Here is a 14,186-nt window from a genome sequence, read left to right as displayed (position 1 = left end):
ATACACGTTAATTTGAAGATCTTGTTGTGAGCATTAAATCTAATGAGTAAAGTATAACATATTTTTATTTAGTTTTTAATTTTTGCAGAAATAAATAGAACTGTTCTTGTTAGAGCAGTTCCATTTATTTAATCAACTGATTTTAAAGCTTCAAGCATATCAAGGTCTTTTAATTTTTTGTTAACAATAAATCCAAGCACTATTGTAATGATACCGATAACTCCTAACGGCCACAGAAAACTTGAGACAGATAATGCCGGATTAAACATGACATTGTCAGGTGGCACCACGTAAAGAATATAGCGGTAAAGCAAATCTCCTGTTAGATAGCCGACTAAAATGCCAATACCTGTTAAAAGAATAGTTTCGCGATAAATATACATCGTTACTTCATTATCGTAGAAACCTAAAACTTTGATGGTTGAGAGTTCGCGAATTCTTTCGGCAATATTGATGTTGGTCAAATTATATTGAATTACAATTGCTAAAAGTCCGGCAACTACTATCAAAACGACCATAATCAAGTTCAGAGATTTTACTACCACGTCCAGCTCTTGACTAATTGCAGTGTTTTGCACTACTCCTGCTACACCATTGAGAGCCATAAACTGCGCAGCGATTTTTCTCGTGTTTTTGCGAGTGGAATTTTTTAAGTTAACCAGGTATGCATTTGACGTGAAGCGTTTGTTAAAAATTTTCTGATATTGCGTTTTGTTCATGAAGACGAAATGTCCCATGTACATTTCAGTGATGCCAATTACCTTCATTTTCCTAGATTGATTATTCTTATCCGTTAAAGATATATAGTCACCCTTGTTCACTTTGAGCAATGTTGACAATCGTTCTGAAATAATAACCCCGTTGTTTGATAAGTGCAACGTCTGCTTGGTTTTACGATTATTTAAATGAACATAGTTCTTCAGTACCTTGCTAGAAGAAGGAGCAATTAAGGTAATATCTTGTGTATCACCAGTTTTACCAGCAGTTTTAGACATTGACTCATAATAAATTGGTGTTTCTGACTTAATACTGTTTTCTTTTAATTTGCTATTTAAAGCTTTGTGCTGATGCTTTGAAATATCAGGCTTCTGGGCAACGATCATATTGTAGTGAATGAGATCATTAAATTGCCTGTTATTCATGTTAGTAATCGAATTTTTTACAGCAAAACCGGCAAAGAGCATAGTAGCAGCACCACAAACACCAAAAATAGTCATCAGCATGCGCTTTTTATAACGAAAAATATTACGGGCAGTAACTTTATGAGTAAAGCTGAGATGGTTCCAAATAAAAGGAATTTTTTCCAGTAAGATTTTAGAACCAGCTGCAGGAGGCTTAGGTAATAGTAATGCGGCCGGCTTTTCTCTAAATTCATTTTTAGCGGTTAAGTATGCAGGCAAAACGGAACTGATCCAGGATAGTATGAGAGCGATCAAACTAATTTGCCAATGAAAGTGTAATTCAATGGGCGGGATAGTCAGAGACTTGTAATAAGCATGATAAACAATTTGTGGCATCAAAGTGTGTCCCAAATAAACGCCTAAAATAGTGCCGATTGTACCTGAAATAAAGCCATAAGCGATGAATTTATTAATTATGACCTGATCATTATAGCCTAAGGCTTTCATTGTACCAGAATTGATTCTTTCTTCATCAATGAAGCGGTTCATTGTAGTAAAGGTAACTAAAGCGGCAACAAAATAAAGAAAAATAGGAAATACTTTAGCTAAATCTTCGACTACTTGCGCAACTGTTGTGTAAACTAAATTGCCTTCACCGCCTGGTACCTCGCGCCTATTGTATACGCTATAGCTTGGCAGAGCCAATTTTCGCAATTGCTTTTTAGCTTTTCTGATTTCTTCTTTGCCACTTTTAATTTTATTATTGGCTCTCGCAGATTTACGAGCAAAGGTCTTTTTTTCTTGTTTTAATTTTTGCTCGCCTGCAGCAATTTCTTGCTGAGCCTGCTCTAGTTGTGATCTTGCCGCTTGTGGTAAATTAGCTCCAGCAGTTTCAGCTTGAGATATTTGCGCATTTAATTTACTTTTTTGGAGGATTAGTTGTTTTTCTGCGGAACTAATTTGCTCACTTGCAGCCTCTAATTTCTGCTCTGCTTGTTGAATTTTCTTTTCTTGCGGTGCAATTTTTTTGTTAGCAGCAGATAATATTCTTTTTTGCCTTTGACGTGCGGTGTTTTTCAGAGTATCTTGTAAAACTTTTTTATGGTGCTTAACTTTACTAGTATAGACTTTGCCGTAAGAGTCGAGGCCACGCAAGTCTTTATATCTTAGGTTAGCCACTGTATAAACCGTATGATTAAAAGCATTAGGGCTGATTACTGCATAACCTTTAAGTTCTCCAGTACCACTGTTGCTTTGCCCTAAGTTTACATTTGATAAAATTTGACTGGACCGGACGAAACCTGTAATTTTGAAGGTTTTTCGTTTTAGCAGAGTGCTTCCTAAAATATTCTTCTTTTCTGTAAAACTGATATTTTTGCCAATTTTATATTTATGTGAATAATGGTCTGCCAAAGCAATTTCATTTGTTTTTACCGGCAAACGACCTTTACGCAATTCATATTTGCCCACTGATTTTGGTTTTGAAAAAATACGAAAACTTTCCCGGCTATTTTTAATAACCGTATCTGTCATGTAGCCAAATTCTACGGACTGCAAACCTTTAGTTTGTTTAATTTTTTGGCTATCTTTTTGATCTAGACCATAATTACAGATAACAGTCAGGTCAGCTGTATTTAATTTTTGCGCATAGTGATTGCCGGTATCACGCATGTCAGGTCCTGTAACCATTAAACCAACTAAGGCAAATGCACCAATCATCATTAATCCCATGATGGAAATAAATTGTCCCTTAGTATGTTTAATTGATCGCCAAAAATCTTTCAGAATAACTTTATTCATGATTAGCCTTTTCTACCATTTAACACTGGCAACATCTGCTGGATTCGTGTTCTCTTCAATATCCGTAACCTTGCCGTCATGGAAGTGAATCACACGGTTTGCTAGGGGAGCTAAAGCACTGTTATGAGTAACTATGACTACTGTAGTGCCATTGTCACGACTCATATTGATAATGGTTTGCAAAACACTTTTACCAGTTTGATAATCAAGTGCGCCAGTTGGTTCATCGCAAAGTAAAATTTTAGGGTTTTTAGCTATTGCTCGAGCAATTGCCACTCTTTGTTGTTCACCACCTGAAAGTTCTGCAGGAAAATTATTAATGCGGTTTTTAAGACCAACATCTATCAAAGTTTTGACCGGATCGAGTGCATCAGGCACTATTTCAGATGCCAATTCTACATTTTCTCTTGCAGTTAGATTTTGAATTAAATTATAAAATTGGAAAACAAAACCAATGTCAGTGCGGCGATAGCTGGTTAGTTGTCTTTTATTATATTTAGCAATATTTTTGCCATCAATAATAACATCCCCGGAACTATTAGTATCCATTCCGCCCAAAATATTTAAAATCGTGGATTTACCTGCTCCTGATGCACCTAAAATAATAGCCAATTCACCTTTTTCCACAGTAAAACTGACATCATTATTGGCTAATATTTCAGTATCTCCAGTTTGATAGCGTTTGTAGTTGTGTCTTACGTCAATATAACTCATGAAAATCTGTCCTTACTGATTTTTAAAATCATTGATATAAACTTATTTTAATCTAGAAAACTTTCTAATACTTGTAAAACGCCCATTTCATTATTTGACGGTGCTTCATATTTAGCAATCTTTTTAAGTTTTTCATGACCGTTTTTCATCGCATAACTGTACCCAGCCAATTCAATCATTTCACGATCATTCATACCATCCCCAAATGCTATGAGTTCTTCTGGTTTAACATTGAAATATCTCAAAAAATATTTAATACCTTGCCCTTTATTAACATTGTAAGGCATAACGTCAATATTATCGAAACCACTGGTAGTACAGTGAATATGTTCAGGGTTTGTTTGATTGAACTTTTTTTCTAGTTCGTCAGCGAGCTTGGAAGAACAGTTTAGAGTTAGCTTTGTTAAGTTATCGCTTGTAGGGATATCAACTAATTTGGCAATCTCGACTACATTGGGATAAAAGAAATGCATCATATTTTTAAAATGATTAGGAGCTTTTTTACTAATATAAGAATGTTCCAAGCCACTAGCAGCAATATGTACTTGCGGATAATTATTTTCAATAAAACTGATCAGTTTAATACCCGTTTTATAGGTAAAAACGTGACGAACAATTATTTTATTGTCTTGAGTGAGAATTGAACCATTATCAGCTACAATATCGATTCTGTCCAAAAAATCATAAAAATCCTGGCGCAAACGTGATAAAGGTCTGCCACTGGAAACTATAAAGTGAACGTGGTGCTGCCTCAACTTGGTTAAAATTTTTTCAAAGCGTTGATGATCATATTGTTTGTCATCATTTTCAAAAGTACCGTCCATGTCGACTGCTACTGCTTTAAAGGGAATACGTGTCATTTTAATCTCCTTAATATAAGTTCTCAGGTATATTATATAGTAATTATTGTCAGGTTTAACTCCAGATATTCATTAATTTAAAAGCAAAAGCAGAAATGTTGCTGGCAACGTTCCTGCTTTTATCTATATTTATTTAGTTGTAATAGGTTTTCTTTTGCCAACTAGCCAGCAGATTAAAATTGCGAATACTGTTTCGATAAGAATCAAAAAGATATTTATACCAATTTTTACCTGACCAAAATTAATGACCGCATTATTAAATAAGGCATTTTTCTCGCCTAAATAAAGGTCAAAGATAATTGAACCAATGATTAAGATGAACATAGTGATCCACTGTTTGCGGTTAAATGCAATGCCATACTCTTCTTCACGACGTCTGATGCTTGGTAATATCACACCTAAGCCAATTAAAACAATAATGGCAACGATGTTGATAATTAGTTCATACCACCAATAACCGCTGAATTTTTTAATATCTTGTGGTGCTATGCCTAAAACAGTAGCTGCAGCAGTAACTATTAGTAAAAATAATCCTGCAAGATATCCTAATTTATCGTTTTTAATAAAGACATAGTCTGAAGTAAACTTTTTAGAATTTTTCCTAATTTGCATGAAGGAGAAAAATATCCAGCAAGTTACTCCTGGTGAGATGATCCCATTTAAGTTCAATAGCCAATTAAAAATGTCGTTCATGTCTGGTAAAAAGATACCCAAGAGCATGATAAAGGCTGATAAAGAAACGGTTAATACGTAACCATTGATAGGCAGGCCGTTTTTATCTTTTTTCTGTAAAAATTTAGGCATGTACTTATCACCAGTGTCAGAAATAAGCATTCTGGTCATGGCATCAAGTAGCACTGCTAATAAGGCAGCATTGTAGAAGACAGAAGTCCAAGCCCATACATAAAGCAAAGTTTTGCCCATACCATATTGATGTCCTACCATATCAAAGACATAGTAGGCGCCATTCATTTTTAAATCGTTGGGAATATGATAACTGTTAAAATATATTCCCAGTGCAAATGAACCAAAAACTGTTAAAAAAATAGTCATTAAAGCAAGTGCAATCATTGCTTTAGGAAAATCAGACTTAGGCTTTTTCATTTTGGTCACATAAGGAGCAACCAGTTCACAACCATTTAAGGCATAAATGAGCATTGCGATAGTTGTCCAATAATGCATGTCAAATTTGGGAATTAATGTCCGCCAGGTAAATGGCTGTGTAGCCATATGACCGCCTGATTTTGCCAGTCCTAGAAATGCCAGGAAAACAAACATCAAGGTCATAATAAGCATGAGTCCACCACCAATAGTAGATAAGACCTCCATTGAGTGCGAAAAGTAGTGTTCAACAATAATGAAAATAATAAACATGGCAAATGTCATTAAAGCAAATTTGGTGTTAGAGATTTGGCTTTGAAACTTTTCCGAACCTGTCAGTGCCCAGCCAATGTCAACTATAATTTCATTAGCAGAATCAACCGCATAGGGAATGGAAGCAGCCCAGTAAGTCCACGCTGTAAAATATCCCAGAAATTCGCCATTAGTTCCACGAACCCAAGAAGATAAACCGCCACCTTCACTGTTGAAAACAGATCCCAGTTGCCCAACCATTAAAGAATAAGGAATAACATAGAATAAACACATGATAATCCATGAAGTAACAACTGGCATTCCTTGGTTTTGGAAGTTGTACATTATATCGTCTAAACCAATAACGGTACAAAAAGCCATCAAGGTTAAAACGGGCCAAGAAATATATTTTGTGTTTGCATTTATTTCTTCCACTAAAGTTCTCTCCTTTGAAAAACAACTAATGTTTTTATTTTACTAATTAAATAAAAAGATGACCAGAGGCTAGAGAAACTTATTTTAATGAAAGCACATTCATATTTAATTAAAAAATCAGGAGAAATAGTTGCTTGTATTGAAATTTATGGTCCTGTGCGGTAAGATAATAACGTTAATGATAAGAAAAGAAAGAAGGATTCTTAAATGTCAGGACACTCAAAATGGCACAATATTCAAGGCCGCAAGAATGCACAAGACGCAAAGAGGGGTAAGATTTTCCAAAAATTATCTCGTGAAATTTACATGGCTGCAAAGAATGGTGGTCCTGACCCTTCCGGAAATCCTAACTTGCGTATGGTAATGGACAAGGCCCATGCTAATAATATGCCTAAGTCAAATATTGACCGTGCTATTAAAAAGGCAGAAGGCAATTCAGAAGAACATTATGATGAAATTACTTATGAGGGATACGCACCAGGTGGTGTAGCTATCTTTGTTGAAGCACTGACTGATAATAAGAATCGGACTGCTTCTGCTGTCAGAGTAGCGTTTACTCGTAATGGTGGTTCTTTAGGAGCAACTGGTTCTGTTGCTTATATGTTCAATCGTAAAGGTTATATTGTCATTGACCGCACAACTACTGATGCTGATGAAGATCAGATGTTGCTTGACGTTATGGATGCTGGTGGAGATGACTTGCAAACCAGCGATGATGCTTATGAAATTTATACAGATCCGAAACAATTTGCACAAGTTCGGGATGCACTTGAAAAAGATGGCTATAAGTTAGCTAATGCAGAATTGACAATGATACCTGAAAATACCACGCCTGTGCCAGATGACAAAAAAGAACAATTTGACCATTTAGTTGATGCCCTAGAAGATGACGATGACGTTCAGAATGTCTATACAGCTGCAGCTGACGAAGAATAAAAAATATTCACTTAATTTAATGGGTTCTCTAGAATCGAAAATTCGATTTTAGAGAATTTTTTATGTCTAAAATTATTTTTTCAACTTCTCTGCCTTGTCTTCTTTAATAAGTATGTTTTTAAATCGTATTATGAATGAGTATTTAATGAGTAAAAGCAGCACTAACGTACGGCTTTATTGTTTGAGTAAATAAAATATAATCAAAGCCTGAATAATTTCTGATATCTATTTTATAAATTTAATTGTGAAGATTTCCAGTCTTTTTTGAATATATCTGAAAAAAATTTAATTTTTTGCGTAATTAATTATGGTAGCAAGGAAAGGAGGTTTTTATGAAAATCAAAGAAGCTGTTAATTCTTTAATTGAAGATGCGATAAATGAGCATGCGAGTGACATTTTCTTTTTAATAGTTGGAGATAATTTAGTTGTTAAATTGCGCACAATAACTGGTTTAGAAAATCAAGCAGAATATTCTATAAATGAAGGCAAAGAAATGATCAATTTTTTGAAATTTGCTGCTCAAATGGATATTGCCGAACATCGCAGGCCGCAAGTAGGAGCTTTTGAGTATCATTTTCACGATCAAATATATTATCTGCGTTTATCCAGTATTGGAGACTTTAATGACTGTGAATCACTGGTAATTAGAATTATTTATCAGATCAATACAGGTAAATATTTTTTTGATGAACAAATAGAAATTCTGAAAACTTTGGCGCAACAAAGAGGATTAATAATCACTAGTGGTCCAACTGGCTCTGGTAAGACTACAACTATGTATAACTTAGCAAAAATGATTGGTCGAAATCAGATGGTCATGACAATTGAAGATCCAGTCGAAATACATGAAATAAATTTTTTGCAAACGCAGGTTAATCTTACAGCAGAAATTACATATTCCAGGTTGCTTGAAGCAGCTTTGCGTCATAGACCAGATATTCTAATAATCGGTGAAATCAGGAATGCAATAACGGCCAAGCTTGCAGTAGATGCTGCTTTAAGTGGTCATCTTGTTTTAGCAACTGTCCATGCTAAAAGTACTTTGCAAACATTTTCGAGATTAGAAAGTTTGCAGATTAACACGGCTGATCTTTACAACTGCCTGACCGCGGTCAGTTATCAACGCCTACTGCCAACTAATACGGGCTTTGCCTGCTTAATGGATATTGATAGTGGACATCAACTACAGGCAGACATAAGCAAGCATAGGCGAGATGATTATGTTAATTGGCATCAAAATTTGGTCATGCTAAAAGAGAGGAATAAAATTAGTGAACTGGTCTTTGAAAAATTTCAGGCAGGATAAATTATCAAACAAAGAGCGCTTAGAATTTCTTGAGTATTTACAAAATAGTTTGTCAAATGGCTTTTCATTAAATACGAGTTTGGAAATGATGCCAATAATATGGCCTCAAAAGAAAACTTTATTTAATAGGTTAAGTAAAAGAATTCAGTCTGGAAAGAAACTGAGTTCTGAAATGTTGAATTTGGGTTTTTCCAAGACTATTGCTACTCAGATTGAGCTATCACTGGTACAGGGAAACCTAATTGAATGTTTAACCCAAATTGCGACTCTTACTCGTTTGAAGCAGGAACAAATAAAAAAGTTAAAATCTGAGATGACATACCCATTTATTTTAGTGTTAATGATGATTTTTCTTCTACTATTTATGCAGACTTTTGTATCTAATCAGTTTGCTGAATCTGGTGAACATACTGGAGACTACCTGTTATTGCTTTTATTAATTTTGAGTCTAGGCTTAGTTTATTTTATGTGTAGAATACTTCTGTTACTAAGAAAACAAGATTATCGCTCTTTGAGTAGACTTAGTCACTTTCCAATTGTCGGACCATTAATCAAAATTTATGTCAAATATATTTTGATCTATGATGCGGGGCTCTTACTAGCTAGCGGCTTTTCCTTGCAAAAAATTTGTGACTATTCAGCTATGCAAGTTAAGGGATCTTTACAGCAATATGTAGGAACAAAAGTTGGTAAACAGCTGGCTAGAGGGATGAATCCGGAAGAGATCATTAAAAATGAACAGTTTTTACCCAATGAAATACTATTGCTATTAAAATCTGGTTCAAAAAAGGGTGATTTGAGTAAGAGATTTTTATTATTAGGACGATCTCTTTTTAATGACTTGGCACAAAAAATTGAAAAACTAATAGTAAATGTTCAGCCTATTTGTTTTATTTTAATCGGTTTATGCATTATTGGATTATATTTGAAACTTTTATTGCCAATGTATGCAATGATGCAGGAAATATAGGAGAAAAAATTGAAAAACATTTTAACAAAATTGAGAATTCAGAAACGCAAGGTAAAAGGCTTTACTTTAATTGAAATGGTAGTAGTGGTTGCAATCATAGTGATGCTGCTTATAATCATTGCACCAAATTTAACAAAGCAAAAGAATAGTGCCAAAGAAAGGACTAATGATGCTTTTAAAACAACCTTGCAAACTCAAGCTACACTTTATGAGGATGACAAAGATCGTAATGGTAAAGAAATTAACTTTCAAAATATGTTTGATGATGGCTACTTAACTAAAAAACAATTTACAAAGTCTAAAAACTATACTGTAACTGATGGCGTAGTTGAGAGAAATGCTAAATAAGTCCAAACTGCAGGGTTTTACTCTAATTGAAATGGTTGTTACCCTAACTATTACGCTTGGTTTAGCCAGCTTAGGTGCTATAAAAATAAATGAATATAGAGAAAAGCTTATACTGGAAAATACAGTTGAAGAAATTAAGAGCTCTATTGAACATGCAGCAAGAAGATCAGCAATACAAAATCGCACAAGTATAGTCAGATATTATCCTCCGTCAAAAAAATTGATAATTATTGGTGGAAAAAAGCCGCAGATAATAAAAATGAAACCACAAATAAGTATAAGCAACTTAAGTCTATTGAAAATTTCAATTAGTGGCTCATTACCACCTCACACAATCACTGTTTGTAACCATCAATACACTCGAAGAGTGAAGTTGCAAATGACCTGGGGACGAGCAATTGATGGTAAATAGGAAAAAAAGCGGCTTTTTGATGATGGAGAGCATGATTAGTCTAATGATTGCTCTAATGGGTGTCACGACCTTAGCATTAACTGTCAGAGAAAGTAGAATAATCGAGCGCAGAATAGAGCAAAAAACTGATCGAGCATATGCTTGGCGCGTTTTAAAAGAGCATGAAATAAAAAGAATATTAGTTCATGATCACATTTATGAGCTTAATGGTAAAAATAGCATTTATGATAAGACAGAAGAAAAGATATACAAAATTAAAACCTAAAGGCTTTATTTTGGCAGAAGCTGTGTTTGCGGTCTTTATAACATTGATCGTAGTACTGATTCTACAGAATTTATTAAAAAGTCTTACATTAGCAAATAAAGTTCAACATCGCACTGACGACATTGTATTTTCTTACGTGCAGCTAAACCGGTTTATTAAGGGTAAAGATAGCCAAAGAGTATTTACTTTACCAGAGAGATCCAATTCTGAAAAGGCTGTTTTTGAAAAAATTGATGCGCAAGGAAACGATACAATATATCGTTTGGCACAATATAAAAAGATGTTACGTGTGACTACTCCTGAAGGTGGACACATGCCGCTATTATTAAATGTAAAAAAGTCCAGTTTTACCACTAGAGATAAAATGTTGCAAATAAATGTTACGGAAGCAGATGGCAGAAAATCAGAGTTATATTTCAAATTTGGCACTAGACCAAAAAATAAAGAGAAGGAATTAAATGAGCAAAAACAAAAACAAAAGCCTAAGACTAAAAGCTAACGCGTTTCTTAGCAGCATTCTGGTATTAATCACTTGTTTAATTTTTATTCAATTTTATCTGGATATTTATCAAGAAAGTATGGAAAATGATTTTTTATTAATTGAATATTTAATTAATGATTGATTCTCTTGCTCTAATTGCCTTTCTTCTATTAAAATGTTTAAGAGATAAGGGGAATAAGCAATGGATAATATAGAAAAACTGTTTAATAATTTCTTAGACTGTGTTAACTGTTTACAAGAGGCACTGAATGTCTCATTTGGTGAAGCTCTGACAGAAACTTTTGATAATCTCGAAAATAATCAAATTAAGGTTGAGCTGGGAGCTCCCGACAAAAAAACGGTTCAAAAATTGAGTCAAAAATATGCAAAATTAAATTATAATGAACTTTCCAATAATTTAAAGTTGCAGATCTTTACTTATTTAACTTTAAAAGCGGTTAATGAAGATGGACTAGATGTCAATCAAATGCCAACACCGCCAGCGATTTCAACAGTGATTGCAATGTTTATGTTAAAACTTTTACCAAAAGAAAAATTGATAATCACTGATCCAGCAATTGGAACTGGGAATTTATTATTTTCTGTGATTAATCAGTTGAAAAGTGCAAATCATTCGAAGTCTGATTTTGAACTTTATGGTATTGATAATGATGAAGAAATGTTGAGCTTTGCTGATATCGAAGCTCATTTGAATGATATTGATATCGAAATGTTTTGTCAGGATGCTTTAACTCCATGGATGTTTAAAAGCCCTGATGTTGTAGTAAGCGATTTGCCAGTTGGCTATTATCCACTTGATAAAAATGCCAAAAATTTTGCTACCAAATCTGAAAATGGTCATTCGCTTGCTCATCTTTTATTTATTGAACAGATCATTAAAAATCTTAAAGCCGGTGGTTATGCTTTCCTAATTGTGCCTCAAAATATTTTGTCTGGCAAGGGTGGTAGTGACTTTATGCCATGGCTAACTGATAAGGTTTTTCTGCGTGCAATAATTGAGTTACCGGACAGTGCCTTTCAAAATAAATTTAATCAAAAATCAATTATAGCCTTTCAAAATCATGGAAAAGATATCAGAAATAGTGAAGTTTTTCTCACAAAGTTAGACTCATTTAAAAGTGAACAGGACCTAATAAAGCTTAATGTTAAACTAAATGAGTGGTATACTAAAAACATTGATTGATTTGTGAAATTTATAAAGTCATGTTTATGGAGGAATTAGATTTATGAAAAAAGTTTTAGCAATCAACTCAGGCAGTTCTTCATTTAAATATAAGTTGTTTGCTTTACCTGAAGAAAAGGTTTTAGCAAGCGGACTTGCTGACAGAGTTGGTATTGATGGCTCTTCCTTTGAAATTGAATTGGCTAATGGTGAAAAACACGCTGAGGATGTAGCAATTCCAGATCAGGAAACTGCTGTTAATTTGCTGCTTAAGGCTTTAAAAGAATACCATGTGATTAGCGATTTGAGTGAAATTGTAGGTGTTGGACATAGAATAGTTGCAGGAGGAGAAGACTTTAAAGATTCTGCTCTGATTGATAAGAAAAATCTACAAAAAATTTATGATTTAAAGGAATATGCACCACTTCATAATCCAGCTGAAGGTAAAGGAATTGAAGCTTTTATGAAATTGCTGCCTGGTGTTCCTGAAGTAGGCGTTTTCGATACCTCATTCCATCAAACTTTAGACCCAGTTCACTATATGTACTCAATTCCTTATCATTATTATGAAAAATATGGTGTTCGTAAGTATGGTGCTCATGGTACTTCTGTTCGTTATATTGTAGGACGCGCTGCTCAGATGTTGGGTAAAGATGTTAAAGATTTAAGGTTAATTGTTTGTCACCTTGGTTCAGGTGCATCCATCACTGCAGTTAAAGATGGTAAGTCTTTTGATACATCTATGGGCTTTACCCCATTGGCTGGTATCACTATGGGTACACGTTCAGGTGATGTTGACCCATCTGTTTTGCAATATATCATGAATAAAGACCATATTGATATCAATGAAATGATAGATATTTTGAATGATAAATCTGGCCTGTTGGGAATTTCTGAAATTTCTTCTGATATGCGTGATCTAGAGAATAATTCTGATAAAAAAGCTGATCTTGCAAGAGCAATTTTTGTTAATCGTGTTATCCAATATATTGGTTCTTATATGGTGGAAATGAAGGGCGCAGATGCAATTATTTTCACAGCAGGTGTGGGAGAGCATGATTCAGGTATTCGTGAGAACGTAATGAAATCTTTTGAATTCATTGGCTTAAAGCCTGATTTAGAAGCTAATAAATCCAATGGCGAGAAATTTATTACTAAACCAGATTCAAAGATTAAAGCTCTAATTATTCCAACTGATGAGGAATTAATGATTGAACGTGATGTAGTTCGATTAGCACATTTAAATTAATAATAGTAGACAAATGGATGAACCGTTAAGAAACTTTCTTAGCGGTTTTCTTTTGTTTTGACTTTTTTATGGTAGGCAGAGTTTCCTAGTATTTCTATAACCAATATTTCATAGTAATTCAGTGCGCAGTTAAGACAAAATACTATATATTTTATAATAATTTTTATCAGGTATAATTATTTGTGCAAATAAACGCTTAAAAATAATCTTTAATCAAATTAATGTTATAGTTCTGTATTTGAGTTAATATTAGGCAAGATTGCTCTATTATGTTATAATTATTGTTACCCAAAGCGGGGGTGTTTTGGGATTCGACAGGCGTAGATTCGCATTGACTGCGGTTCGTAGGTCACGTCTACGTAAAAACGTCACAGTTTTATAACTGCAAATAAAGAAAATTCTTACGCATTAGCTGCCTAGTTTAGGCGCATGTGTTGCTTGTTTTCGGATTACTCACGTCTGAATTCAAGTATCAACTTAGTGAGTTACGTTTAACTACCTCATCTGAATAGTTAAAAAGAGTCATTTCAGGTTAGCTAGTCCATACTAGCCCTGTTATATGGCGTTTTGGACTAGTGAAGTTCAAATAATGTAACTATGATCGTAGATGTCAGTGACGGAATGCGTTTGGACAGGGGTTCAATTCCCCTCACCTCCATAAATATGGCTCTTTGTCAAATCCTGTTGATAGAGCTTAAATGAATAGAATCAAGCAGCTAATAAACTGCTTGGTTCTTTTTCTTTTACCTTGT

Annotated in this window: 13 protein-coding genes and 1 other RNA gene; 10 read left to right on the top strand and 4 right to left on the bottom strand. The window is 34.1% G+C overall.

What is annotated here, in order from left to right:
• Window positions 1-128: 128 nt before the first annotated feature.
• From LDM92_RS08840 to LDM92_RS08825, 4 genes are all read right to left on the bottom strand, one after another.
• Window positions 129-2,921 (bottom strand): FtsX-like permease family protein, encoded by a 2,793-nt coding sequence (locus tag LDM92_RS08840; protein WP_223902923.1) that lies wholly within the window; start codon window positions 2,919-2,921, stop codon window positions 129-131.
• Window positions 2,922-2,933: 12 nt separating this feature from the next.
• Entirely contained in the window at window positions 2,934-3,635 is a 702-nt protein-coding gene (locus tag LDM92_RS08835) for an ABC transporter ATP-binding protein (protein WP_223902922.1), read from the bottom strand.
• 47 nt (window positions 3,636-3,682) lie between these two features.
• A complete protein-coding gene (locus tag LDM92_RS08830) occupies window positions 3,683-4,495 on the bottom strand; it encodes a Cof-type HAD-IIB family hydrolase (RefSeq protein WP_223902921.1) in 813 nt (270 codons plus the stop codon).
• 129 nt (window positions 4,496-4,624) lie between these two features.
• Window positions 4,625-6,229, bottom strand: coding sequence for an APC family permease (locus tag LDM92_RS08825; protein WP_373868663.1), 1,605 nt, complete (start codon window positions 6,227-6,229; stop codon window positions 4,625-4,627).
• A gap of 261 nt (window positions 6,230-6,490) precedes the next feature.
• Here LDM92_RS08825 and LDM92_RS08820 point away from each other — a divergent pair, with 261 nt between their 5' ends.
• From LDM92_RS08820 to ssrA, 10 genes are all read left to right on the top strand, one after another.
• On the top strand, window positions 6,491-7,219 hold the full coding sequence (locus LDM92_RS08820; protein WP_034977621.1) for a YebC/PmpR family DNA-binding transcriptional regulator: 729 nt from the start codon (window positions 6,491-6,493) through the stop codon (window positions 7,217-7,219).
• Between the two features lie 332 nt (window positions 7,220-7,551).
• The gene (comGA, locus tag LDM92_RS08815) at window positions 7,552-8,526 is read left to right on the top strand and encodes a competence type IV pilus ATPase ComGA (protein ID WP_223902919.1); all 975 of its coding nucleotides are present in this window, start codon (window positions 7,552-7,554) and stop codon (window positions 8,524-8,526) included.
• A complete protein-coding gene (locus tag LDM92_RS08810; RefSeq protein ID WP_223902918.1) occupies window positions 8,492-9,496 on the top strand; it encodes a type II secretion system F family protein in 1,005 nt (334 codons plus the stop codon). The genes comGA and LDM92_RS08810 overlap by 35 nt, the downstream gene beginning before the upstream one ends.
• 9 nt (window positions 9,497-9,505) lie before the next feature.
• Window positions 9,506-9,844, top strand: a complete 339-nt coding sequence (gene comGC, locus LDM92_RS08805; RefSeq protein WP_223902917.1) for a competence type IV pilus major pilin ComGC — start codon at window positions 9,506-9,508, stop codon at window positions 9,842-9,844.
• Window positions 9,834-10,256, top strand: a complete 423-nt coding sequence (locus LDM92_RS08800; RefSeq protein ID WP_223902916.1) for a pilus assembly FimT family protein — start codon at window positions 9,834-9,836, stop codon at window positions 10,254-10,256. Before comGC ends, LDM92_RS08800 begins: the two co-directional genes overlap by 11 nt.
• Complete coding sequence (locus tag LDM92_RS08795) at window positions 10,246-10,521, top strand: hypothetical protein (protein WP_223902915.1); 276 nt, start codon at window positions 10,246-10,248, stop codon at window positions 10,519-10,521. Before LDM92_RS08800 ends, LDM92_RS08795 begins: the two co-directional genes overlap by 11 nt.
• Window positions 10,481-11,020 carry a ComGF family competence protein gene (locus LDM92_RS08790; protein ID WP_223902914.1) on the top strand — a complete coding sequence of 180 codons (540 nt, stop codon included), beginning with the start codon at window positions 10,481-10,483 and terminating at the stop codon, window positions 11,018-11,020. Before LDM92_RS08795 ends, LDM92_RS08790 begins: the two co-directional genes overlap by 41 nt.
• Window positions 11,021-11,204: 184 nt before the next feature.
• Window positions 11,205-12,206 carry a class I SAM-dependent methyltransferase gene (locus tag LDM92_RS08785; protein ID WP_223902913.1) on the top strand — a complete coding sequence of 334 codons (1,002 nt, stop codon included), beginning with the start codon at window positions 11,205-11,207 and terminating at the stop codon, window positions 12,204-12,206.
• A gap of 43 nt (window positions 12,207-12,249) precedes the next feature.
• On the top strand, window positions 12,250-13,434 hold the full coding sequence (locus LDM92_RS08780) for an acetate/propionate family kinase (protein ID WP_223902912.1): 1,185 nt from the start codon (window positions 12,250-12,252) through the stop codon (window positions 13,432-13,434).
• Window positions 13,435-13,729: 295 nt separating this feature from the next.
• Window positions 13,730-14,095, top strand: a transfer-messenger RNA (tmRNA) gene (gene ssrA, locus LDM92_RS08775).
• Window positions 14,096-14,186: the final 91 nt, after the last annotated feature.

The sequence above is a fragment of the Lactobacillus laiwuensis genome, assembly GCF_019972835.1.
In the GTDB taxonomy this organism is placed as follows: domain Bacteria; phylum Bacillota; class Bacilli; order Lactobacillales; family Lactobacillaceae; genus Lactobacillus; species Lactobacillus laiwuensis.
Note: the sequence above shows the minus strand (reverse complement) of the source record. Positions and strands in the feature narration are given on the sequence as shown.

What these genes read in the sequence shown, in the direction of transcription:
- LDM92_RS08800 (WP_223902916.1), top strand. Translation starts at nt 9,834, where the DNA reads ATGCTAAATAAGTCCAAACTGCAGGGTTTTACTCTAATTGAAATGGTT.
- LDM92_RS08830 (WP_223902921.1), bottom strand. Translation starts at nt 4,495, where the DNA reads ATGACACGTATTCCCTTTAAAGCAGTAGCAGTCGACATGGACGGTACT.
- LDM92_RS08790 (WP_223902914.1), top strand. Translation starts at nt 10,481, where the DNA reads ATGATAAGACAGAAGAAAAGATATACAAAATTAAAACCTAAAGGCTTT.
- LDM92_RS08795 (WP_223902915.1), top strand. Translation starts at nt 10,246, where the DNA reads ATGGTAAATAGGAAAAAAAGCGGCTTTTTGATGATGGAGAGCATGATT.
- LDM92_RS08840 (WP_223902923.1), bottom strand. Translation starts at nt 2,921, where the DNA reads ATGAATAAAGTTATTCTGAAAGATTTTTGGCGATCAATTAAACATACT.
- LDM92_RS08785 (WP_223902913.1), top strand. Translation starts at nt 11,205, where the DNA reads ATGGATAATATAGAAAAACTGTTTAATAATTTCTTAGACTGTGTTAAC.
- LDM92_RS08820 (WP_034977621.1), top strand. Translation starts at nt 6,491, where the DNA reads ATGTCAGGACACTCAAAATGGCACAATATTCAAGGCCGCAAGAATGCA.
- LDM92_RS08780 (WP_223902912.1), top strand. Translation starts at nt 12,250, where the DNA reads ATGAAAAAAGTTTTAGCAATCAACTCAGGCAGTTCTTCATTTAAATAT.
- LDM92_RS08835 (WP_223902922.1), bottom strand. Translation starts at nt 3,635, where the DNA reads ATGAGTTATATTGACGTAAGACACAACTACAAACGCTATCAAACTGGA.
- comGA (WP_223902919.1), top strand. Translation starts at nt 7,552, where the DNA reads ATGAAAATCAAAGAAGCTGTTAATTCTTTAATTGAAGATGCGATAAAT.
- LDM92_RS08825 (WP_373868663.1), bottom strand. Translation starts at nt 6,229, where the DNA reads ATGGCTTTTTGTACCGTTATTGGTTTAGACGATATAATGTACAACTTC.